Source organism: Lysobacter olei (assembly GCF_054777355.1).
The window spans coordinates 127,764-149,685 of record NZ_BAAHAT010000004.1 but is presented as its reverse complement, the minus strand read 5'-3'; the positions used below and the strand labels follow the sequence as shown (position 1 = coordinate 149,685).

Here is a 21,922-nt window from a genome sequence, read left to right as displayed (position 1 = left end):
GCATGCGCAACGTCGCCGTCCTCGGAGCCACGGGATCGATCGGCGCATCGGCGCTGGACGTGATCGCGCGCCATCCGGACCGGCTGCGCGCCTCCGTGCTCGCTGCCGGGCGCAATGTCGAGGCACTCGTCGCGCTCTGCGCCGCGCACCGCCCCATGCATGCCGTGATCGCGGACCACGCGGGGCTGCCGGCCCTGCAGGCCGGCCTGCGCGCGGCGGGACTTGCCACCCAGGCGCATGCCGGCGATGACGTGCTCGACTCGCTCGTCGCATCCGACGCCTGCGACACCGTGGTGGCCGCGATCGTCGGCGCGGCCGGCCTGCCTTCGACGCTGGCCGCCGCCCACGCGGGCAAGCGCATCCTGCTGGCCAACAAGGAGTCGCTGGTACTGGCGGGCGAGCTGCTGATGCAGGCCGCGCACACGGCGGGCGCCACCATCGTGCCGGTGGACAGCGAGCACAACGCGATTTTCCAGTGCCTGCCCGACGCGCACGCGCATGCCGGGCTTCGCCGCATCGTCCTGACCGCTTCCGGCGGACCGTTCCGGGGCCGTCGCCGCGAAGAGCTTGCATCGGTGACACCGGCGCAGGCAGTCGCGCACCCCAAATGGTCGATGGGTCCGAAGATTTCGGTCGACTCGGCCACGCTGATGAACAAGGGGTTGGAGGTCATCGAGGCCCACCACCTGTTCGGCGTGGATGGCGACCGTATCGGTGTCTGGGTGCACCCCCAGAGCCTGGTGCACTCGCTGGTGGAGTTCGTCGACGGCTCGACGCTGGCACAGCTTGGGCTCCCGGACATGCGCACGGCGCTGGCGGTGGGCTTCGGCTGGCCCGAGCGGATCAGCTCCGGTGTCTCCGGCCTGGACCTGCTGGCCCAGGGCGGCCGCCTGGATTTCGAAGCGCCTGACTTGGACGCGTTTCCCTGCCTGCGCCTGGCCTTTGAGTCGCTGGCGACCGGAGGCACGGCGCCGGCCATCCTCAATGCGGCCAACGAGGTGGCGGTTTCAGCCTTTCTTCAGGGGCGAATGGGTTTCCTTGCGATACCGGCGCTGGTCGAAGAGACCTTGTCGGCGCTTCCCGCCACGGCTGCCGCTTCGCTCGAGGCGCTGCGCGAGGCCGACCGACAGGCGCGGCACCTCGCCGAGCAGTCGATTTCCCGCCTGGCCACCCACGCATGAAGCCGAACCGCGCCACCGCCCTGATCGCACCGTGCCGAACGGAGGCATGCGATGTCTGAGTTCGTCGGATCCGTCTGGTGGCTGATCGTCAGCCTCGGCGTGCTGGTCACGTTCCATGAGTTTGGCCACTACTGGGTGGCGCGCCGCGCCGGCGTGAAGGTGCTGCGCTTCTCGGTGGGGTTCGGCAAGCCGCTGTGGCTGCGCCGGGGTGACGACGGCACCGAATACGCCGTGGCCGCGATCCCGCTGGGCGGTTACGTGAAAATGCTTGACGAGCGTGAGGGGGACGTCGCCCCCGCGGAAGCCGGGCAGGCGTTCAACCGGCAGAATGTGTGGAAGCGCATCGCGATCGTTGCCGCGGGCCCGGTCGCCAACCTGCTGCTCTGCGTCGCGCTGTTCTGGCTGATGTTCGTGATCGGACGCCCGGATTACGCGCCGGTGGTGGGCCAGGCCGAAGGCATCGCGGCACAGGCCGGACTGCAGCGTGGCGACACCCTGCTGGCGGTCGGAGACCGTGAGACGCCCACCTGGAGCGAAGCGCAGCTGGCGCTGATCCCGGCGGCGCTGGACCACGCCGATGTCACCGTCCGCGTCCGTACCGCCGAGGGCGCGGAGCGCACGCGCACCCTGCCCCTGTCCCGCCTGCCGCAGGCCTTCGACGAGCGCCGCGCGGTCGACGCCATGGGGCTCCTGCCCCGGCACCTGCTGGTTCCGCCGGTAGTGGGCAGCATTGCGCAGGACATGCCGGCCTGGGGCGTGCTTGCGGAAGACGACCGCATCACCGCCATCGATGGCACCCCGGTCAACGATTGGGCCGACATCGGCCCGATGGTGCAGCAGCTCGGCGAGCGCGGCGGTCCGGCCATGGTCGAGGTGCGTCGCGGCGACGAACGACTGGCACTGGAACTGACGCCCCGCCGGGTCACGCCGGCCTCGGGCGAGCCCTACTGGGCGCTGGGCGTCGCCGCCGCCCGCCCCGCCGAACCGGCCAAGGACGCCCTGCTCCAGCACGGCCCCCTGGCCGCCGTGCCGGCCGCCTTCCGCGAGACGGCGCACCAGGCCCGCGAACTGTTCGCGATGATCGGCCGCGCATTCACCGGGCGGGTCTCGGTGGAGAACACCGTGGCCGGGCCGATCACGATCGCGCGGGCCGCCAATGCGTATGCCCATCACGGCGCGGCGTGGTTCCTGTCCATGCTCGCGATGCTGTCGCTGAGCCTGGGCATCCTGAACTTGCTGCCGATCCCCGTCTTGGACGGCGGTCACCTGCTGTATTACCTTATCGAGCTGGTCAAGGGCAGCCCGGTGAGCGATCGCACCATGGCGGTCGGCCAGTACATCGGACTGGCGCTCATCGCCGGCCTGATGGGGCTGGCGTTTTACAACGACATCCTGAACAACCTGGTCCGCTGATGCTGACCAGCCCGCCTGCCCTGTTCCTGAACGGCAACGCCCCCAACCGGACGTGATGATGACGCGCACCCCCAATCGCCGCCTGCTTGCCCTCGCCCTTGCTGCTGCCATGGCGCCCGCCGTGCCAGCTTTGGCCCAGTCCGGAACCCCGTTCTCGCTGGGCGGCGCGCGGCCAGACGCTCCGACGGCCGGCAGCTTCACCGTCACCGATATCCGCGTGGACGGGCTCCAGCGCATCGCCGCGGGCACCGTGTTCACCTACCTGCCGATCGAGCGTGGCGACACGGTCGACTCCGCGCGGATCGGCGACGCCATCCGCGCGCTGTACAAGACCGGCTTTTTCGAGGACGTGGCCGTCGGCCGCCAGGGCGACATCCTGGTGGTGACCGTCACCGAGCGCCCGGCCATCAACAAGCTGACGCTGACCGGCAACAAGGACATCAAGACCGAGGACCTGACCAAGGGTCTCAATGACATCGGCCTGACCGAGGGCGGCACCTTCGACCGCCTGGCGCTGGACCGCGTGACCCAGGAACTGACCCGGCAGTACAACAACCGCGGCAAGTACAACGTCGAGATCACCCCGACGGTGACCCGCCTGGACCGCAACCGCGTCGACCTGACCATCAACGTCAAGGAAGGCAAGGCCGCGAAGATCCGCCACATCAACCTCGTGGGCAATGAAAAATTCGCCGACGAGCAGATTCTCGACACCTGGGAGTCGCGCGAGCACAACTGGCTGAGCTGGTACCGCCGCGACGACCAGTATTCGCGCGAGAAGCTCTCGGGCGATCTCGAGAAGCTCAACAACTATTACCTCGACCGCGGCTACGTGGATGTGTCGATCGACTCCACCCAGGTGTCGATCAGCCCCGACCGCCGCGACATGTTCATCAGCGCCGGCATCACCGAAGGTGACCAGTACAAGGTCTCGGGCGTGCAGGTGACGGGCGACACCGTGCTGCCGAAGGACCAGGTGGAAAAGATGGTCCTGGTGCAGAAGGACCAGATCTTCTCCCGTCGCCTGCTGGAGATCAGTTCGGATGCGATCGTCGCGTCGCTGGGCAACGTGGGCTATGCGTTCGCGCAGGTCAACCCGATCCCCGACGTGAACCGCGAGGACAAGACCGTCGCCATCAACATGCAGGTGGTGCCGGGGCCGCGCGTCAACGTTCGCAACGTCGTGTTCAAGGGCAACTCGCGCACCAGCGACGAAGTGCTGCGCCGCGAGATGCGCCAGTTCGAGGGCAGCTGGTATTCGCAGGCCGCGATCGACCGCTCCAAGATCCGCCTGCAGGGCCTGGGCTACTTCGAGACGGTCGACGTGGAATCGCAGCCGGTGGCCGGCACCAACGACCAGGTCGACGTCGTGGTCAACGTCAAGGAGACCCAGTCGGGCAGCTTCATGTTCGGCCTGGGCTACTCCCAGCTGACCGGCCTGACCACCTCGATCCAGTTGTCGCAGAACAACTTCCTCGGCAGCGGCAACCGCATGTCGGTGAACGCGCAGCGCAATGACTACCTGCAGCGCTACGACTTCTCGTACATCAACCCGTACTTCACCGACAACGGCATGTCGCTGGGCTACAACCTGTGGTGGAAGGAGTACAACAGCTCCGACTTCAACACGGCCCAGTTCTCGACCACCAGTGGTGCGGCGCAGACGGTGCTCGGCATTCCGATCTCGGAAACCGACACGATCACGGCGCTGTTCGGCGTCGACAGCAACGAGGTGCTGACGTTCGCCGGCGCCACCCCGCCGAGCATCATCGACTACATCAATGCGGTCGGTCAGCGCACGTTCCACGCCTGGCGTGGCGAGATCGGCTGGGGCCGCAACTCGCTCAACCACGGCCTGACGCCGACCGCCGGCATGTCCCAGCGCGTGTGGCTGGAAGCCACGCTGCCGGGTTCGACGGTCGAGTACTTCAAGATCAACTACAACGTCTCCAAGTTCTGGCCGCTGTCGCGCCACCTGGTGCTCAACACCCGCGCGGAACTGGGTTACGGCGATAGCTACGGCGACGCCTTCGTCCGTGACATCTGCTACACCCCGCAGGCGGGGCCGGTTGATCATGACAATGACCCGACGACGCCGCCGGTGGCTTCGCCGCCTCCGCCGCCGCCCAGCGATCCGTGCATCCCGGGTACGTCGGCGGACTACCTGAAGACGGTCACGGCCGATGGCCTGCCGTTCTTCGAGAACTTCTACGCGGGCGGCACGCGCTCGGTGCGCGGCTTCCGTGACAACACCCTGGGTCCGCGTGAGGCGCCGTTCGCCGGCAGCAATTACACGCAGCCGATCGGCGGTTCGCTGAAGACGGTGGGTTCGGTGGAAATGTTCTTCCCCACCCTGCTCGACACGCCGGCCGCACGCGTCTCGGCGTTCGTGGACTTCGGCAACGTGTTCCGCGACCTGGACGCGTTCGACGCCGGCGAGTTGCGCGCCTCCTCGGGCGTGGCGCTGATGTGGCGCTCGCCGATGGGCCCGATCTCGATCAGCTACGCCATGCCGATCCGCAAGGAAGACGACGACGAGCTGGAGCGCCTCCAGTTCACCTTCGGCGGCAACTTCTGACGACGTGATGGCCGTGGGTCATCATGATCGCCCCGTGTTCCGCGCCGCCGACCTGGCGGCGCGGTTCAATCTGGAGTTGCGTGGTGACGCCGGGACGATGCTGGACGGCGTCGGCACCCTGGCGGCAGCGGGTCCCGCCCAGCTCGCGTTCCTCGCCAACCCCCGGTATCGCAACCAGCTGGCCAGCACCCGTGCGGGCGTGGTGGTGCTGCGCGAGGGTGACGCCGACGGCTATGCGGGCACCGCCCTCGTGGCGCGCGATCCATACGTGGCCTTTGCACGCATGGCCGCGCTGTTCGAGCCGCAACCGGCCCGCGAGTCTGGGATCCATGCCTCCGCGGTCGTCCACGCCACGGCCGAGGTGGCGCCGGATGCCCAGATCGGCCCGTTCGTGAGCATTGGCGCCCGCAGCCGGATCGAGTCGGGCGCGGTCATCGGCCCTGGCAGCATCATTGGCGACGACTGCGTGGTGGGCGCGGGCAGTGAACTGATCGCGCGGGTCACGCTGGTCACCCGTGTCGTGCTGGGAGAACGGGTGCGGGTGCATCCCGGCGCGGTCCTCGGCGCGGCCGGCTTCGGCCTGGCCATGGAGGCCGGCCACTGGCTCAACGTGCCGCAGCTGGGTGGCGTACGCATCGGCAACGACTGCGAGATCGGCGCCAACACCACCATCGACCGGGGCGCCATCGAGGACACGGTTCTCGAGGACGACGTGCGCCTGGACAACCAGATCCAGATTGGCCACAACGTCCACATCGGCGCGCACAGCGCGATGGCGGGCTGTTCCGCGGTGGCCGGAAGCGCGAAGATCGGCCGCTACTGCCTCATCGGCGGTGCCGCAGGCGTGCTGGGGCACCTGGAAATCTGTGACAAGGTGGTGGTCACGGCCATGAGCCTGGTCACCAGTTCGATCCGGGAGCCGGGAGAGTATTCCTCGGGCACCCCATTGATGGACAATCGCAGCTGGCGCAAGAATGCCGCCCGCTTCAAGCAGCTCGACCGGATTGCCAGGCGCGTGGGGAACGCGGGCCAGGGCCACGACTGAGTCTTACACACACAAGGAACATCCTCGCACGGAGGCGCGGATGGACGCGAAGGATCGCCCAGAGGATTGATGATGACCGAAACCGAATCCACCGCGCTGAAGCTGCCGATCGACGTGCCGATGATCCAGCAGCTGCTGCCGCACCGTTATCCCTTCCTGCTGGTCGACCGCGTGGTCGAGCTGGAGCCCAACAAGCGCGTGCTGGCGTACAAGAACGTGAGCTGCAATGAGCCGTTCTTCCAAGGCCATTTCCCGGGACACCCGGTGATGCCGGGCGTGCTGGTCGTGGAGGCGATGGCGCAGGCCGGCGGTCTGCTGACCCAGCTGTCGGCGATGGCGATCACCGGTAAGCCCAGCACCGACAAGCTGTTCTACCTGGTGAAGGTGGACGGCGCGAAGTTCTCCCGCATGGTGGTGCCGGGCGACCGTCTGGAACTGGAAGTCACGCTGACGCGTACCATCCGCAACATGGCGTTGTACTCGGGCGTGGCCCGGGTGGACGGCGAGCAGGCCGCCTGCGCCGAGATCCTCTGCGCAGAAGCGAAGGCCTGAGCATGGACACCGCGCCGATCATCCACCCCTCTGCCGTCGTGGAGCCGGGCGCCCGACTGGGCGCGGGCGTGCGCGTCGGCGCGTTCTGCTACCTCGGCGACGAGGTGGTGATCGGTGACGGCACCACTTTCGGCCCGCACTGCAGCGTGAACGGCCCCACCAGCATTGGGCGGGACAACCGTTTCGTCGGCCATTGCGCCATCGGTGGCGAGCCGCAGGACAAGAAGTTCAGGGGCGAGCGCGTCGAACTGGTGATTGGCGACCGCAACACGTTCCGCGAGTTCTGCACCGTCAACCGCGGCACCGGCACGGGCGGCGGCATCACCCGCATCGGCAACGACAATTGGCTGCTGGCCTACACCCACGTCGCACACGACTGCATCGTTGGCGACCACTGCGTGTTGTCCAACAACGCCACGCTGGCCGGCCACGTGACCGTGGGCGACCACGTGATCCTCAGCGGCTTTGCCGGCGTGCACCAGTTCTGCCGGATCGGCGCGCACGCGTTCATCGGCATGGGCGCGTTCGTCAACGGCGACGTGCCGCCGTTCACCATGGTGGCTCAGGAAAGCTACGGTAGGCCGCGCGGCATCAACAGCGAAGGCCTCAAGCGTCGCGGCTTTGACGCAGAGCGGATCGCCGCCATCAAGCGTGCTTACCGCGCGCTGTACGTGTCCGGTGCGCCGCTGGCCGAGGCCCGCCTCGCGCTGGCGGAATTGGCGGACACCACGGGCAGCCAGGACGTACAGGCCTTGATCGAGTTCATCGACAGCGCCGAACGTCCGCTGCTGCGCTGAGGCACCCGCCGTGCCCGCCACGGACACCGCCGCACGTCCCAAACGCATCGCGCTGGTCGCCGGCGAGGCCTCTGGCGACATCCTCGGGGCGGGTCTGATCACCGAACTGCGCCGCCGCTTCCCCGATGCCGAATTCGCCGGTATCGGCGGGGACGGCATGCGCGCGGCGGGGCTGGAGGCCTGGTTCGACGCCAACGAGTTGGCGGTCATGGGCCTGGCCGAAGTGCTGCGCCACCTGCCGCGGCTGCTGCGCCTGCGTCGCCTGTTGCGCGAGCGTTTGCTGGCCTGGCAGCCGGACGTCTACATCGGCATCGACGCGCCGGACTTCAACCTGGGCGTGGAGCGCTGGCTGAAGCAGCGCGGCATCCGCACCGTGCACTACGTCAGCCCGTCGGTGTGGGCATGGCGCGAGAAGCGGGCGCAGAAGATCGGACAGTCCGCCGACCGCGTGCTGTGCCTGTTCCCGATGGAGCCGGCGATCTATGCGCGCCACGGCGTGGACGCGCGCTTCGTGGGCCACCCACTGGCGGACGAGATGCCACTGGTCCCGGACCGCGAGGCGGCGCGCGCGGCCCTCTCGCTGGATGTCAGCCGCCCCTTGCTGGCGGTGCTGCCCGGCTCCCGCACCGGCGAGATCCATCGCCTGGCAAACGATTTCCTTGCTGCCGCCGCGCGCGTGCTCGCCGCCGAGCCCCGACTGCAGATCGTGGCACCGATGGCGAGCGCACACGCACGACGGGCCTTCGAGGACGTGCTGGCGCGCCATCCCGATGCGACCGCACTGGCGCCTGCATTGACGCTGATCGACGGTCAGGCGCGCACGCTGATGCGCGCCGCAGACGTGATCCTGCTGGCCTCTGGCACGGCCACGCTGGAGGCGATGCTCGCCAAGCGCCCGATGGTGGTGGCCTACAAGGTCGCGCCGATGACCTACGCGCTGGTCAAGGGCCTGGGCATGCTCAAGGTGGCGCACTACTCGTTGCCCAACGTGCTGGCCGGCGAGCCCGTGGTGCCCGAGTTGATGCAGCACGACTGCACGCCCGACAAGCTCGCGGCGACGACCCTGGCCCTGCTTCGCGATCCGACAGCGGAAGCGGCCCTGGGTGAACGCTTCCGCGCGCTGCATGAACAGTTGCGCCAGGATGCCTCGGCGCGCGCCGCCGATGCGGTGGCAGAACTCATTGCGCCGACGGCGGCGGGAGCGGCATGAACATGAGCCGCGATAAGGGTTGGATCGCCGGCGTTGACGAGGCTGGTCGGGGTCCGTTGGCCGGTCCGGTCGCCGTGGCCGCGGTCATCCTCGCCCCCATGCGCCCCATCGACGGCCTGGACGACTCCAAGCGCCTCACCGAGGCCCGGCGCGAAGCGCTGTTCCCGCTGATCCAGGCGCACGCAATCGCGTGGCACATCGAACTGGTCGAGCCCGACGAAATTGACCGCATCAACATCTTCCAGGCCACGATGGCCGGCATGGAACGCGCGCTGCGCGGGTTGAGCGTCGCGCCGTCACTGGCCCGCATCGACGGCAACCGCCTGCCCCGCCACCTGCCCTGTGCGGCCGAAGCGCTGGTCGGCGGTGACCGTATCGAGCCGGCCATCATGGCCGCCTCGATCCTGGCGAAGGTCGCCCGCGACCGCATCATGCACACCCTGCACGCGCAGTGGCCGCACTATGGGTTCGACGCGCACAAGGGATATCCGACGCCGGCACACCTGGAGGCACTGCGGGCGCATGGCCCGTGTGCGCAGCATCGGCGAAGCTTTGCGCCGGTCCGGGCCTGCGTCGCCCACGACGATGAACGGGTTCCGGCGTTCGAGCTCACTTGTCAATGATGATGGCAGGATCCGACATGCGGCCGCCGGCACGGACCGCGTAGGTATACCGCTCGGACTGCGACGCCTGGGCCTGCGAAGCCCCCGCGGAGGCGGGCGTCGCAATGATCGACGCACGGTAAGTGCCATTCTCCCTGCGCGCATCCAAGCGCTTGCGCGGCGGGCCCGGCTCCGGCACGCGGTCATCGAAATCAAGCTGGAACTCGCGGTCCTGCGCCGGCGCATTCGCCCAAGTGATGCGCGTGCCTGGCTTGACGTGCAACTCCGGCGGATCAGCGACCGGGTTGTCCTCTTCGTCATACCGGATGGTGACGAATGCTTCCTTGTCCAGTTGCGTCTGGCTCATTGCGGCGTCCTCTCTGTCAGGGTCAGGCCTTGGAAGGCGGGGCCGAGGAACCCGGAGACGCCGGACGGGACGCCCCTTCGGCCTCCATGCCCCGCAGCAGGGGTGACGTACGAATCCGCTGCAAGGGGACACCGGCCTCCAATGCTCGCCGCACTCGCTCGCGCGCCCCGTCCCGGTCGCCGATCCGCGCCAGTGCCTGCGCGGCGAAGTACTCGACTTCGGCCGTCTCGGTGCCCAGCGCGTCGGCGCGCGCCAGCAGGCCCCGCACTTCGCCCGCTCGACCCAGGTTGGCCCGGTACCACGCCAGGTGCGCCGGGCCCATTGCGTCATCCCCTTTGAGCTTGATGTAGGCCTCAGCCATCGACGCCGCCCGCGCATAGGGCGAGCGTGCCTGCGCAGCAGTCTCGGGATCCGCGGACAGGGCGTCACCGATGTTGCCCCATAACCGGTAATCATCGGGATCCAGTTGCGCGGCCCGACGATAGAGGCTGGCGGCCTCGGCATAGGCGCCGTCTTCGAAGCGAAGGCTCGCGTAATTGCTCAACGCGCCGGGCGTAGGCTCCAGTGCCAGTGAGCGGGTGAAGGCGTTGGCCGCCTCGCGACGGCGGCCCGCCACGTAGTAGAGCCCGCCCAGGCTGTTCCACAATTTCGCGGCATCGGGCTGCAATGTGGTGGCGATGCGATACGACGCGATGGCCTTGTCGAGATTGCCGTTGAGATAGTGGTGGTATCCCAACTCGGCATGGATGGTGGCATCACCGGGGCGCAACTGGTGCGCGCGCTCGTAGTAGTCCAACGCCAACGGGTTGTTGCCAAGCGCGGCGTGCGTCGCCGCCAAGCCGACGTAGGCCTCGGGGCGGAGTGCCACGTCATTGAGCGCACGCGTGTAGTGCTCGATCGCGCGGGGATATTCGCCACGCGTGCGATCCAGGTCGCCCATGGCCAGGCTGACATCGAGCAGCTTGGGATCCATGCGGGCCGCACGTTCGCACGCCGTGCGCGCGCGGGTAAAGGCCGCCGCATCGCGTGCGGCTTCGAAACGCCGGATTTCCGCGCGGCAGATGCCCGCCTGGGCGCGCGCGAAGCCTGCGTCCTCCTTCAGCGCCTGATTGAAGAAAGCCACCGCACGACCGAGCGCCTGCTCGCTACGCGGCACGAGCAATTGCTGCACGCCCTTGAGGTAAGCATCGTACGCGGCTGCGCTGAGCGTTGGCTTCAGGCGGCGCGCCAGTTGCGACTGGTTCGCAGGCAACACGCCCATCAGCGAGTCGACCACTTTTTCGGCAATTTCACTCTGCACATCGAACACGCCCGACGCCTCGCGTTCGTAGCTCTCCGCCCACAGCGTGTAACCCGATTGGCTGTCGGTGAGGCGCGCATTGATCCGCACGCGCTGGCCTTCACGACGGACGGTGGCATCCAGCACCGTGGCCACCCCCAGGCGTCGCCCGAGCGTGGCAGGGTCGCGTTCGGCGCGCCCGCCCGAAGAGGGCGCGAGGTGCGCGGCCACCTTCAGGCCGGGGACGCCGGCCAACGCGTCATGCAGCTCGCTGGCCAAGCCTTCCGCGAAATAACGGTCATCCACATCCTGACCCAGGCTGGTGAACGGCAGCACGGCAATGGATGGCTCGCTCGGCGCCGTTGGACGTGTTCCCGGCCCGGCCAACCAGAACCAGAGGGCGAGGCCGACGGCAGCGACTACCGCGGCAACAACCCCCCAACGCCACGATAACGCCCGTCTTTCCGCCGCGCCCGCCCTGACGTGCAGCCCGGAATCGGCGGCGGCACGTCCTGTGTCGCCCGGAACGATGAGACTCCATGAGCGATGCGATTCGCTGCCCGCGCTGGCGACTTCGGGCACCGGTGGGCGGGCGGCCTCGGCTTCGTGGCTGTACAGCGCATCGACGGGCATCCCCAAGGCGCCTGTCGCCGCTGGCGCGGCTCCGTGTGCCATGGGCGCACCGGCTGATCCGGTGTCCCCCTCCAGCGTGGCGATGAACCGGTAGCCGAGCGCGTGCTGGGTCTGTATGTAACGGGGCTGCTGGGCGTCATCCCCCATCGCCGCACGCAGTTGCGCAATGGCCCGGGTCAGTACCCCGGGGGTGACGTGGCGATGGCCCCACACCGCATCGAGCAAGTCGTCGCGGGGCACCAACGCGCCGGCATGGCGCAGCAGGACCAGCAAGACCGCGAACGCCTTTGGCTCCACCTGAACCACTGCGCCGGCCCGGCTCAGGGTGTGGGCGCCCGCATCGACCTCGATCTCACCGAAACGGTAGCGCTCGCCGGGCCGTCCTTGACCCACCAAGGCTCCAGGCTCGTCCATCACGAAAACCTCATGAGGCCCTCATCCACCGCTTGGAACGCGGAGAGAAGGCATCGGCAGCCATCATGACCCTCATGGGCCCTCCGCCGCAGGATGACCTCACGCCGGAACCCCGGCGCCATCCCCCGCAACGAGAGCCACGACCATGAACGCCATGACCGCCATCGCCGCCATCAGCGCCCCCCGTTTTGCCGCCGCCCGCGCCCGCCGTTTTGAACGGCGCGTCGAGGTCCAGGTGCCGGCCATCGAGCGTCGCCGGGACATCGCGGAGCGCCGAGCCTCCCTGGCGCTTGAGGCCCACCTGCGCGAGGTGCGCCATCACAGCTACCTGTTCGCCCCCTGCCCCCGGTTCAGGATCCACTGAGCGGCGTCGGGCGAAGGCGCGACTGGCCATGGCCGGTGACGCCGCTCGTCTTCACCTAGCCCCCTGGACAGGACAACCGCCCCGCAACGGCGCATAGTGACGATGCAGCGACCGGCCCCTCCGGGCCGGCCGCGGTCGCGCCAGGCGCCGGCCGCCGCGCGAACGTCCGCCCCCCACTGGCCGGATCGACGAGGTGTGCCATGCGCCTGTCCACCCCTACCCCCACCCCGGATCCGTTGCCGTATGACACCTGGATGGGTGCCAGCGGTGATCCGCGCGCCAACATCGCGCTCACGCCGACCGCCATCGCGGGCTTCGATGCGTTGCTGCACGAATTGCACCCAGATGCCGCTCGCGTGGAGCCTGACCGGCTGCACCGGCTGATCAACTGGCTGCTCACGTTGCCCGACGATACGGCGCGCGACGTGCTCGACCGCCGGCTTCAGCGCATGGACGAACTGCGGATGATGCTGCTGGACCCGGACTGGGACGCGAACGCGGCGATGAGCGCGCGCGTGCGAAAGCTGCTGGATTACATCGATCGCGACGACGACCTCATTGCCGACCACGAGCCGCTGCTGGGCTTGCTGGACGACGTATTGCTGATCGAGCTGGCATGGCCCGCCTTTGCCGATGAGGCGGAGGAATACAAGGACTTCAGCAAGTACCGGCTCGAGGAGCGCCCGTTGGGCACCGGAGACGAGCAGCGGGCAGCCTGGATTCGCGACCGGCTGGCCGAGCTCGCGCTGTGGCGGCACAAGCTGCGCGTCAACGACAGCCATTACGTGCATCGTGGCCACCCCGAGGACCCGTTCAAGGTCGTCTGACGGCGCTGCGATCCCACCGTTCCATGGATCGAGCTGCGCGCCGGGCCAACCGGGTGCGGTCACCATCGGCATCGTCAGCGGCACGGAGGCGTTGCCCGCGCTGTCAAGGTCTTGCCCGAGCGGCTGGGCCTGATACCCTGCGGGTTGCACCTCCGGTTGCCGCATGTCCGCACGCTTCGTTCACCTGCACCTCCACAGCGAGTACTCGCTCGCCGACTCGACGATCCGTATCGGCGAGCTGGTGAAACGCTGCGCGATGCTGGGTCAGCCGGCGGTGGCGCTGACCGACATCAACAACCTCTTCGCCGCGGTGAAGTTCGTCAAGGCGTGCGAAGGTGCCGGTATCAAGCCGATCCTCGGTGCCGACATCGGCCTGGCCGACGGCAACGAGACGCCGTCCCGGATGACCCTGCTGTGTCGGGACCGCGGCGGCTACCTCACCCTCTCGCGCCTGCTCACCCGCATGTGGATGGAAGGCCACCGCACCGACGGCGTGGCAATGCGCCCGGAGTGGCTGCGCGAGGACAACGAAGGCCTGTTCGCGCTGGTCGGCCGGCACAGCCTCGCCGGCCGACTGGCCACCAGCAACCGCCACGAGCTGGCCGAAGCCTGGTTGGCCGACTGGAAGGGCGAGCTGGGCGACCGCCTGCACCTGGAGCTGACCCGCACCGGCCGTGAAAGCGAAGAGGTCTTCAACAGCTTCGCGCTGCACGCCTCCACCACGCGCGGCATCCCGGTGGTGGCCAGCAACGATGCGCGCTTCCTCGACCGCGAAGGCTTTGAGGCGCACGAGGCGCGCGTGTGCATTGCGTCGGGCCGCGTGCTCGACGACCCCAAGCGGCCCAAGGACTACAGCCCGGAGCAGTACCTCAAGTCGTCCGAGGAGATGGCCGAGCTGTTCGCCGACGTGCCGGACGCGATCGACAACGCGATCGCGCTGGCCACCCGCTGCAACGTCGAGATGCACCTGGGCACGTACTACCTGCCCGCGTTCCCGGTGCCAGACGACCACACCATCGAATCGTGGTTGCGCAGTTCCGCGCGCGAAGGTCTGGAGAAGCGCCTGCTCAAGCAGCCGCTGGCGCCGGGCAAGACGCGCGAGGACTACGACGCACGCCTGGAAACCGAGCTGGACGTCATCATCAAGATGGGGTTCCCCGGCTACTTCCTGATCGTGGCGGACTTCATCAACTGGGGTAAAGAACACGACATCCCCGTCGGCCCGGGCCGCGGTTCGGGCGCCGGTTCGCTGGTGGCCTGGGCGTTGGGCATCACCGACCTGGACCCGCTGCCGTACGACCTGCTGTTCGAGCGCTTCCTCAACCCCGAACGCGTGTCGATGCCCGACTTCGACATCGACTTCTGTATGGACCGCCGCGACGAGGTGATCGACTACGTCGCGCGCAAGTACGGCCGTGACCGCGTCAGCCAGATCATCACCTACGGCACCATGGCGGCCAAGGCGGTGGTGCGCGACAGCGGCCGCGTGCTCGGCCACCCGTACGGCATGGTCGACGGCATTGCCAAGCTGATCCCCAATACGCTGGGCATCAGTCTGGACGACGCGCTGGGCGAGAGCGAGGCCGCACGGAAGAACCCGGAGCTGGCCTCGTCCGACCTGATCACGCGCTACCAGACCGAAGACGACGTGCGCGACCTGCTCGACCTGGCGCGCAGTCTCGAAGACCTGACGCGAAACGCCGGCAAGCACGCCGGTGGCGTGGTGATCGCGCCGTCACCATTGAGCGACTTCTGCCCGCTGTTCGCCGAACACGATGGCGAAGGCCGCGGCAAGAGCCCGGTCACGCAGTTCGACAAGGACGACGTCGAGTCGGTCGGCCTGGTCAAGTTCGACTTCCTGGGCCTACGCACGCTCACGATCATCGATTGGGCGGTGAAGGCGATCAACAAGCGCCGCAGTGCCGCCGGCGAAGAGCCGCTCGACATCACCGCGCTGCCGCTGGACGATGCCGACACCTACAAGCTGTTCGCGCGTGGCGACACCGTCGCGGTCTTCCAGTTCGAATCACGCGGCATGCGCGAGCTCCTGAAGCGCGCCATGCCCGACGTGTTCGAGGACATCATCGCGCTGGCCGCACTGTTCCGCCCCGGCCCGCTGGGTTCGGGGATGGACAAGGAATGGTGCGACCGCAAGCACGGCCACACCGAGGTCAGCTATCCGCACCCGTCGCTGGAGCCGGTGCTGGGGCCGACCTACGGCGTCATCGTGTACCAGGAACAGGTGATGCAGATCGCCCAGGTGCTGGCCGGCTACACGCTGGGCGGCGCCGACATGCTGCGCCGCGCGATGGGCAAGAAGAAGCCCGAGGAAATGGCGAAGGAACGCGCCAAGTTCGAGAGCGGTTGCGCCGAACGCGGCATCCCGGCGAGTCAGGCCACGCCCATCTTCGACTTGATGGAGAAGTTCGCGGAGTACGGCTTCAACAAGTCGCACTCGGCGGCATACGCACTGGTCGCGTACCAGACAGCGTGGCTGAAGAACTACTACCCCGCCGAGTTCATGGCCGCGACGTGTTCGTCGGACATGGACAACACCGACAAGGTGGTTAACTTCCTCGACGAGGCGCGGGTGATGGGGCTGGAAGTCCTGCCGCCGCACGTCAACGCCTCCGAGTACATGTTCGAAGCGGTGGAGCCGCGCGTCATCCGCTACGGCATCGGCGGCGTGAAGGGTGTGGGCCGCGGCGTATGCGAGGCGATCGTGGATGCGCGTCGCGCCGCCGGGCCGTTCAACGACCTGCTCGATTTCTGCAAGCGCGTGGACAGCACCAAGCTCAACCGCCGCGCGCTGGAGGCGCTGGTCAATGCCGGTGCGCTGGACGGCCTGGCGAAGAACCGCGCCAGCCTGATGCTGCAGTTGCCCGAAGTGCTCAAGGCCACCGACCAGCTCGCCAAGGAGAAGGCGGCCGGACAGGTGTCGCTGTTCGGCGGCATGGAAGCAGCCGCGCCCGCCTTGCACCTGGACCTGCCCGAGACTGACGAGATGCCGCTGGGCCAGTTGCTGGCAGGCGAGCACGCCACGCTGGGCCAGTACCTCAGCGGCCACCCCTTCGACCCGTACCGCGAAGAAGTGCGCGGACTGATCGGCCACGACTTAGGTGGGCTGGAAGCGATTTGGGCCAACCGGCCGGAACCGGCGCGCGGCAGCTGGCGGCAAGAGGTCGAGACAGTGGTCGCGGGCCAAGTGGTGGGCCTGCGCAAGAAGGGCGACAGCCAGATGTTCGTGCAGATCGAGGACGGCCGCGGCCGCGTCGAATGCGCCTTCTTTGGCGAGACCTATTCCGAGTTCGCGCAGATGTTGGTGCGCGACCGCCTGCTGGTGATCCAGGGCGGGCTGCGCGAGGACAGCTTCAGCGGCGGCTTCGCGCTCAAAGCCAATCGCTGCTGGGACTTTGCGCAGGTGTGCAGCAAGCATGCGCAACGCCTGTCGCTGCGGCTCGACTTGCGCGTGCCCGGCACCTGGCAGCGGGTCAACGCGCTGCTCGACAAGCAGCGCCCCGGGCAGACGCCGCTGCGACTGGACCTGCTGGTCCCGGGCGCGGCCGGCATGGTGGACATCAACGGTACCCAGTCGATCCGCGTGGATGCCGACCTGGCCGGCACCCTGCGCGCCACACCGGGCGTGCGCACGGTCAAGGTGCAGTTGGCCAAGCCGTGGGCCCATTGACGCAATGACTGCGGGGTCCGGCGTTCGCTGACAAGATTGGTGGCGCCGCGAACATTCGTCCGCTGTCCCCATGCCATTGGGCCACGTGCGCCTTCCATCACGGATGCCCTCCACACGCCTCGGTACGTTGCCCCCCCTTGGGCTAGACTGTCGGCTTTCCCGGCAGCCGGCCTGCCACGAGCATGGCCCACCGCATGAATCCGAACTACCTCGATTTCGAGCAGCCCATCGCCGACCTTGAATCCAAGATCAAGGAATTGCGCGATTCGGCCCACAACGGCGCCTCGGTCAATGTGGACGCCGAAGTCCACGCCCTGCAGGAAAAGCTCCGCAAGCGCACCGCGCAGATCTTCCGCGACCTGAGTCCGTGGCAAGTCTCGCAGCTCTCGCGCCACCCTGCGCGGCCGTACACGCTGGATTACCTCCGGCAGATCTGCGACGAGTTCCAGGAACTCGCCGGCGACCGTGCCTTCGCCAACGACAACGCCATCGTCGGCGGCCTCGCACGCATCGGCGGGCGCAGCGTGGTGGTGATTGGCCACGAGAAGGGTCGCGATACCAAGACCAAGATCAGGCGCAACTTCGGCATGCCCAAGCCGGAAGGCTACCGCAAGGCGCTGCGCCTGATGAAGCTGGCCGAGCGCTTCAAGTTGCCGCTACTGACCTTCATCGACACCGCCGGCGCATGGCCGGGCATCGACGCCGAGGAGCGCGGCCAGTCTGAGGCCATCGCCCGCAACCTGCTGGAGATGGCCGAACTCAAGATTCCGGTGATCTGCACCGTGATCGGCGAAGGCGGCTCTGGCGGCGCGCTGGCGATCGGCGTGGGCGACCGCACGATCATGCTTGAGTACAGCACCTATTCGGTGATCACGCCCGAAGGCTGCGCCTCGATTCTGTGGAAGACCGCCGAGAAGGCCAAGGACGCCGCCGAGCAGCTGGGCATGACCGCCCACCGCCTGCACGCGCTGGGCCTGGTGGACAAGGTGGTGCGCGAGCCGACCGGCGGCGCGCACCGCAACCCCAAGCAGATGGCCAAGCGCCTGAAGGCCGTACTGCTCAACGAGTTGGACGCGCTGGAGACCGTGCCCGTGCCCGAGCTACTGCAGCGTCGATACGAGCGCCTGCGCGGGTACGGTGCGTACGAGGCGGCCTGAGCCCACCTCGTCTCCGCTTCGACGGCAGAAAAAACCGCGCCCTGTGGCGCGGTTTTTTTGTTACCAGCCCCGCTGGTATTGCGGCGGCGCGGGCAGATCCGCACCCAGCGCATGCGCCGCGCGGCGCGGGAAATACGGATCGCGCAGCAGTTCGCGCCCCATCAGCACGATGTCGGCCACGCCATCGGCTACCAGCGCTTCGGCCTGCGCCGGCTCGGTGATCAGCCCCACGGCGCCGGTGGCGATGCCCGCCTCCTCACGGACGCGTTGCGCGAAGGGCGCCTGGTAGCCCGGCTCAAGCGGGATGCGGGCATTGGGCACCAAGCCGCCGCTGGACACGTCAATGAGATCCACACCGCGTTCGCGCAGGCGCCGGGCCAGCTCGACACTCTGCGGCACATCCCAGCCCCCTTCGGCCCAATCGGTGGCTGAGATCCGCACCCACAGCGGCAGTTCCGCCGGCCAGGCGGCACGCACCGCATCGACCACCTCCAGCAGCAGGCGCACGCGGTTGTCGAAGCTGCCGCCGTACTGGTCCGCTCGCCGGTTGGTCAGCGGCGACAGGAACTCGTGCAGGAGGTAGCCGTGCGCGGCATGCACCTCCACGATGCGGAAGCCCGCCGCGTAGGCACGCCCGGCGGCCGCGACAAAATCGTCGACCACCTTGCGCAGGCCGGCCTCGTCCAGCGCGTGCGGCACCGGAGAGCGTTCGTCGAAGGCAAGCGGCGAGGGCGCCACCGGCGTCCAGCCGCCCAAGGCCGCGGGCACCGGGCCATGGCCGCGCCAAGGCGCATCGGTGCTGGCCTTGCGTCCGGCATGCGCGAGCTGCACGGCCGGAATCGCCCCGTGCTCCGCGATGAAGGCATTGATCCGAGCCCACGCCGCCACCTGTGCGTCGTTCCACAGCCCGGTGTCGTGCGGGGAAATCCGGCCCTCCGGCGACACCGCCGTCGCCTCCGCGACCACGACGGCCGCGCCGCCCACCGCGCGGCTGCCCAGATGCACGAGGTGCCAGTCATTGGGCACGCCATCGTTGGCCGAGTATTGGCACATGGGCGAGACAACGATGCGGTTGCGCAGGTGCAATGACCGCTGCGCCAGCGGCTCGAACAGTTTGGACACGGAATGGCTCACTGGGTCGGGGAAGTAGTCGTGGGGTCTGGCGCGTCCATTGGAAGCTACGGCCATGGGCCACTGTTTTCCAATACCGTCAACACTGGCGGTCGCGCCGATGTCTGGCACCATCCCCGGATGCCCGCACCCGCCGCCCCGCTGCCAGCATCGACCTTCCACGACTTGCCGAAGGCGCCGCTATGCGTCGGCTTCAGCGGCGGGCTGGACTCCACAGTGCTGCTTCATGCACTGGCCGCGCGGCCCGAGGTGCGTGAACGCGGATTGCGCGCCCTCCATGTGCACCATGGCCTGCATGCTGACGCCGACCAGTGGACGGGGCATTGCGTGGCGATTTGCCAGGCGCTCGGGGTGACGCTGGCGGTGGAGCGGGTGCAGGTGCCCCTCGCCTCCGGCGAAGGCCCAGAGGCCGCCGCTCGCCACGCCCGCCGCGCCGCCTATGCCCGCCATCTGGACCTTGGCGAAGTTCTGGTGCTGGCGCATCACCAGGACGACCAGGCCGAGACGTTCCTGCTGCGTGCGCTGCGCGGCTCCGGCCCGGACGGACTGGCGGCCATGCGCCGCTGGAGCGCGCTGGGCGACCACCGCCTCTGGCGCCCTCTACTGGCGACGCGGCGCGATGCGCTGCACGCCCACGCGCGGGCGCATGGACTGCGCTGGCTGGAAGACCCCAGCAACGCCGACACCGCGTTTGACCGCAACTTCCTGCGCAACCGGGTGATGCCGTTGCTGCGCGAACGCTGGCCTGCGGCCGACGCCGCGTTCGCGCACGCCGCCGCTCATTGCGAGGGCGCAACGGCACTGTTGCACGACGAAGACGAGCGGCATCTGGCGGAAGCCGCCACCGCCGACCCCGCGACCCTGTCGCGCACGGCGTTGCAAAGGCTCACACCGGCGCGCCGCGCCCGCGTACTGCGCCTGTGGATCGCACGACTGGGCCTGCCGCCACTGCCGGCGGAAGGCATCACCCGGATCGAGCACGACGTGCTGCCCGCGCGGGCCGACGCGCGCGCGCTGTTCGCGTGGGAAGGGTTCGGCCTGCGCAGTTGGCGGGACCTTCTGCACGCCGCGCCGCTGATCCCACCGCCCCCTGCCGACTGGCAGGCCACTTGGACGGGAGACACGCCTTTGCCCATTCCGGGCGGTGGCTCCCTGCATCTGGAGGGCGCCGCGTGCCTCCCGCAGCCGGTCATCGTCGGCCTGCGCGACGGCGGCGAGCGCATCAGCCTGCCCGGCCGCACTCATTCGCACGCACTCAAGCACGTGCTGCAGGACCTGGGCGTGCCGCCGTGGGAGCGCGAACACCTGCCGGTGCTGCGGTCGTCGGAGGGCGAGGTGCTGGCGGCCGGCGACCTGGCCTACTCGGCGACCTTCGATGTGTGGCTGAGGCAGCACGGCGCGCGCCTGCACTGGCAGCCGCCGACGCGTGCATCGCGCGATTGACCGCCCGCAAGCCGCGCCGCACACTTCACCCATGGCCCGCAAATCCGCATCCGAACCGTCGCCGGTCGCCGACTTCGAGACCTCGCTGGACGAGCTGGAACAGCTTGTCGAGAAGATGGAACACGGCGACATGAGCCTGGAAGACTCCCTGGCCGCTTACGAGCGCGGCGTGGGCCTCTACCGCCGCTGCCAGACCGCGCTGGAGCAGGCCGAACTGCGCGTGAAGCTGCTCAGCGACCCGCAGGATCCGGCCAGCGCCGAACCCTTCGCCGCCGCGCCCGATGCTTGAAGACCGCCTGATCGGTTGGCGCCACCGCGCCGACGTCGCGTTGGCGCGCGTGCTGCCCGACCCCGACCACTCGCCCCAGCGCCTGCATGCCGCCATGCGCCACGCCGTGCTGCTGGGCGGCAAGCGCATGCGCCCGTTGCTGGTGCATGCCAGCGGCGCACTGTTCGGTGCCGATGAAGCGCTGCTGGACGCGCCTGCCGCAGCGGTGGAGCTGATCCACGCCTATTCGTTGGTGCATGATGACCTGCCGGCCATGGACGACGATGCCCTGCGCCGCGGCCAGCCCACCGTGCATGTCGCGTTCGACGAGGCCACCGCCATCCTCGCCGGCGATGCGCTGCAGACGCTGGCATTTGCCGTCCTCGCCGAGGCCCCCGCCACCGATGCGGTACGCGTGGGCCTGCTGCGCACTCTGGCCGAAGCCGCCGGCGCCGCCGGCATGTGCGGCGGCCAGGCCTTGGACCTGGACGCCACCGGCAATGGCACCGCGCTCGACGTCACCGCACTGGAGCGACTGCATGCGCTCAAGACCGGGGCGCTGATCCGCGCCGCAGTGCGCATGGGCGCGCTGTGCGGCAGCGCCACGGACACCGACCTCGCGGCGTTGGACCGTTTCGCCACCGCGCTCGGCCTGGCCTTCCAGGTACGCGACGACATCCTCGATGTCGAAGGCGACAGCGCCACCCTCGGCAAGACGGCGGGCAAGGACGCGGCGCAGGACAAGGCCACCTTTCCCGCACTGATCGGGTTGGAGGCGTCGAAGGCACGCCTGCAGCAGTTGGCGGCGGAGATGGCGAACGCCTTGGCCCCCTTCGGCGCGAAAGCCGATGCCCTGGCCGCGCTGGGAAAATTGGCGATCGAGCGCCAACACTGAGGTCGCCACTCGGCGTTCCGAGAAGCAACCCAGCCTAAGGCGCTCCAAAAAGAAACGGCCGCAAGATGCGGCCGTTTC

At 68.6% G+C, this 21,922-nt stretch carries 18 protein-coding genes; 15 read left to right on the top strand and 3 right to left on the bottom strand.

What is annotated here, in order from left to right:
* The first annotated feature begins 2 nt into the window (after nucleotides 1-2).
* The 8 genes from ACYVBS_RS07285 (at nucleotide 3) to rnhB (ending at nucleotide 9,399) form a co-directional block, all read left to right on the top strand.
* Nucleotides 3-1,181: a 1-deoxy-D-xylulose-5-phosphate reductoisomerase gene (locus tag ACYVBS_RS07285; RefSeq protein ID WP_460822774.1), complete on the top strand. Its 1,179-nt coding sequence runs from the start codon at nucleotides 3-5 to the stop codon at nucleotides 1,179-1,181.
* Nucleotides 1,182-1,232: 51 nt separating this feature from the next.
* Nucleotides 1,233-2,594, top strand: coding sequence for an RIP metalloprotease RseP (gene rseP / locus ACYVBS_RS07280; RefSeq protein ID WP_460822772.1), 1,362 nt, complete (start codon nucleotides 1,233-1,235; stop codon nucleotides 2,592-2,594).
* 58 nt (nucleotides 2,595-2,652) lie between these two features.
* Nucleotides 2,653-5,172 carry an outer membrane protein assembly factor BamA gene (gene bamA / locus ACYVBS_RS07275; protein WP_460822770.1) on the top strand — a complete coding sequence of 840 codons (2,520 nt, stop codon included), beginning with the start codon at nucleotides 2,653-2,655 and terminating at the stop codon, nucleotides 5,170-5,172.
* A 7-nt stretch (nucleotides 5,173-5,179) separates the two neighbouring features.
* On the top strand, nucleotides 5,180-6,217 hold the full coding sequence (lpxD, locus tag ACYVBS_RS07270) for a UDP-3-O-(3-hydroxymyristoyl)glucosamine N-acyltransferase (RefSeq protein WP_460822769.1): 1,038 nt from the start codon (nucleotides 5,180-5,182) through the stop codon (nucleotides 6,215-6,217).
* A 72-nt stretch (nucleotides 6,218-6,289) separates the two neighbouring features.
* Entirely contained in the window at nucleotides 6,290-6,769 is a 480-nt protein-coding gene (gene fabZ, locus ACYVBS_RS07265) for a 3-hydroxyacyl-ACP dehydratase FabZ (RefSeq protein WP_460822768.1), read from the top strand.
* 2 nt (nucleotides 6,770-6,771) lie between these two features.
* On the top strand, nucleotides 6,772-7,566 hold the full coding sequence (lpxA, locus tag ACYVBS_RS07260; protein WP_460822767.1) for an acyl-ACP--UDP-N-acetylglucosamine O-acyltransferase: 795 nt from the start codon (nucleotides 6,772-6,774) through the stop codon (nucleotides 7,564-7,566).
* Between the two features lie 10 nt (nucleotides 7,567-7,576).
* Complete coding sequence (gene lpxB, locus ACYVBS_RS07255) at nucleotides 7,577-8,776, top strand: lipid-A-disaccharide synthase (protein ID WP_460822766.1); 1,200 nt, start codon at nucleotides 7,577-7,579, stop codon at nucleotides 8,774-8,776.
* Nucleotides 8,777-8,778: 2 nt separating this feature from the next.
* The gene (gene rnhB / locus ACYVBS_RS07250; protein WP_460822765.1) at nucleotides 8,779-9,399 is read left to right on the top strand and encodes a ribonuclease HII; all 621 of its coding nucleotides are present in this window, start codon (nucleotides 8,779-8,781) and stop codon (nucleotides 9,397-9,399) included.
* Here rnhB and ACYVBS_RS07245 read toward each other — a convergent pair.
* Entirely contained in the window at nucleotides 9,386-9,745 is a 360-nt protein-coding gene (locus ACYVBS_RS07245; RefSeq protein WP_460822764.1) for a hypothetical protein, read from the bottom strand. The genes rnhB and ACYVBS_RS07245 overlap by 14 nt on opposite strands.
* A gap of 22 nt (nucleotides 9,746-9,767) precedes the next feature.
* Nucleotides 9,768-12,071, bottom strand: coding sequence for a tetratricopeptide repeat protein (locus tag ACYVBS_RS07240; RefSeq protein ID WP_460822762.1), 2,304 nt, complete (start codon nucleotides 12,069-12,071; stop codon nucleotides 9,768-9,770).
* A 145-nt stretch (nucleotides 12,072-12,216) separates the two neighbouring features.
* Between ACYVBS_RS07240 and ACYVBS_RS07235 the strand changes: the two genes are divergently transcribed.
* The 4 genes from ACYVBS_RS07235 (at nucleotide 12,217) to ACYVBS_RS07220 (ending at nucleotide 18,107) form a co-directional block, all read left to right on the top strand.
* Entirely contained in the window at nucleotides 12,217-12,435 is a 219-nt protein-coding gene (locus tag ACYVBS_RS07235) for a hypothetical protein (protein WP_460822761.1), read from the top strand.
* 200 nt (nucleotides 12,436-12,635) lie between these two features.
* Nucleotides 12,636-13,262 (top strand): hypothetical protein, encoded by a 627-nt coding sequence (locus ACYVBS_RS07230; RefSeq protein ID WP_460822759.1) that lies wholly within the window; start codon nucleotides 12,636-12,638, stop codon nucleotides 13,260-13,262.
* Between the two features lie 163 nt (nucleotides 13,263-13,425).
* Entirely contained in the window at nucleotides 13,426-16,950 is a 3,525-nt protein-coding gene (gene dnaE, locus ACYVBS_RS07225; RefSeq protein ID WP_460822758.1) for a DNA polymerase III subunit alpha, read from the top strand.
* 194 nt (nucleotides 16,951-17,144) lie between these two features.
* Nucleotides 17,145-18,107, top strand: coding sequence for an acetyl-CoA carboxylase carboxyltransferase subunit alpha (locus ACYVBS_RS07220; protein WP_460822757.1), 963 nt, complete (start codon nucleotides 17,145-17,147; stop codon nucleotides 18,105-18,107).
* A gap of 60 nt (nucleotides 18,108-18,167) precedes the next feature.
* Here the strand turns inward: ACYVBS_RS07220 and ACYVBS_RS07215 are convergent, their stop codons facing one another.
* Nucleotides 18,168-19,295, bottom strand: coding sequence for an NADH:flavin oxidoreductase/NADH oxidase (locus tag ACYVBS_RS07215; RefSeq protein WP_460822756.1), 1,128 nt, complete (start codon nucleotides 19,293-19,295; stop codon nucleotides 18,168-18,170).
* 63 nt (nucleotides 19,296-19,358) lie between these two features.
* On the opposite strand from ACYVBS_RS07215, the gene tilS reads away from it, so the two are divergent.
* Genes tilS through ispA form a run of 3 tightly spaced genes read left to right on the top strand, consistent with a single transcriptional unit; the run spans nucleotide 19,359 to nucleotide 21,844 of the window.
* The gene (gene tilS, locus ACYVBS_RS07210; RefSeq protein ID WP_460822755.1) at nucleotides 19,359-20,681 is read left to right on the top strand and encodes a tRNA lysidine(34) synthetase TilS; all 1,323 of its coding nucleotides are present in this window, start codon (nucleotides 19,359-19,361) and stop codon (nucleotides 20,679-20,681) included.
* Nucleotides 20,682-20,712: 31 nt separating this feature from the next.
* The gene (locus tag ACYVBS_RS07205) at nucleotides 20,713-20,970 is read left to right on the top strand and encodes an exodeoxyribonuclease VII small subunit (RefSeq protein WP_460822753.1); all 258 of its coding nucleotides are present in this window, start codon (nucleotides 20,713-20,715) and stop codon (nucleotides 20,968-20,970) included.
* Nucleotides 20,963-21,844 carry a (2E,6E)-farnesyl diphosphate synthase gene (gene ispA, locus ACYVBS_RS07200; protein WP_460822752.1) on the top strand — a complete coding sequence of 294 codons (882 nt, stop codon included), beginning with the start codon at nucleotides 20,963-20,965 and terminating at the stop codon, nucleotides 21,842-21,844. Before ACYVBS_RS07205 ends, ispA begins: the two co-directional genes overlap by 8 nt.
* Nucleotides 21,845-21,922 lie beyond the last annotated feature (78 nt).

Coding starts and splice junctions, on each gene's coding strand:
- ACYVBS_RS07285 (WP_460822774.1), top strand. CDS start 3: ATGCGCAACGTCGCCGTCCTCGGAGCCACGGGATCGATCGGCGCATCG.
- rseP (WP_460822772.1), top strand. CDS start 1,233: ATGTCTGAGTTCGTCGGATCCGTCTGGTGGCTGATCGTCAGCCTCGGC.
- bamA (WP_460822770.1), top strand. CDS start 2,653: ATGACGCGCACCCCCAATCGCCGCCTGCTTGCCCTCGCCCTTGCTGCT.
- lpxD (WP_460822769.1), top strand. CDS start 5,180: ATGGCCGTGGGTCATCATGATCGCCCCGTGTTCCGCGCCGCCGACCTG.
- fabZ (WP_460822768.1), top strand. CDS start 6,290: ATGACCGAAACCGAATCCACCGCGCTGAAGCTGCCGATCGACGTGCCG.
- lpxA (WP_460822767.1), top strand. CDS start 6,772: ATGGACACCGCGCCGATCATCCACCCCTCTGCCGTCGTGGAGCCGGGC.
- rnhB (WP_460822765.1), top strand. CDS start 8,779: ATGAGCCGCGATAAGGGTTGGATCGCCGGCGTTGACGAGGCTGGTCGG.
- ACYVBS_RS07245 (WP_460822764.1), bottom strand. CDS start 9,745: ATGAGCCAGACGCAACTGGACAAGGAAGCATTCGTCACCATCCGGTAT.
- ACYVBS_RS07240 (WP_460822762.1), bottom strand. CDS start 12,071: ATGGACGAGCCTGGAGCCTTGGTGGGTCAAGGACGGCCCGGCGAGCGC.
- ACYVBS_RS07235 (WP_460822761.1), top strand. CDS start 12,217: ATGAACGCCATGACCGCCATCGCCGCCATCAGCGCCCCCCGTTTTGCC.
- ACYVBS_RS07230 (WP_460822759.1), top strand. CDS start 12,636: ATGCGCCTGTCCACCCCTACCCCCACCCCGGATCCGTTGCCGTATGAC.
- dnaE (WP_460822758.1), top strand. CDS start 13,426: ATGTCCGCACGCTTCGTTCACCTGCACCTCCACAGCGAGTACTCGCTC.
- ACYVBS_RS07220 (WP_460822757.1), top strand. CDS start 17,145: ATGAATCCGAACTACCTCGATTTCGAGCAGCCCATCGCCGACCTTGAA.
- ACYVBS_RS07215 (WP_460822756.1), bottom strand. CDS start 19,295: ATGGCCGTAGCTTCCAATGGACGCGCCAGACCCCACGACTACTTCCCC.
- tilS (WP_460822755.1), top strand. CDS start 19,359: ATGCCCGCACCCGCCGCCCCGCTGCCAGCATCGACCTTCCACGACTTG.
- ACYVBS_RS07205 (WP_460822753.1), top strand. CDS start 20,713: ATGGCCCGCAAATCCGCATCCGAACCGTCGCCGGTCGCCGACTTCGAG.
- ispA (WP_460822752.1), top strand. CDS start 20,963: ATGCTTGAAGACCGCCTGATCGGTTGGCGCCACCGCGCCGACGTCGCG.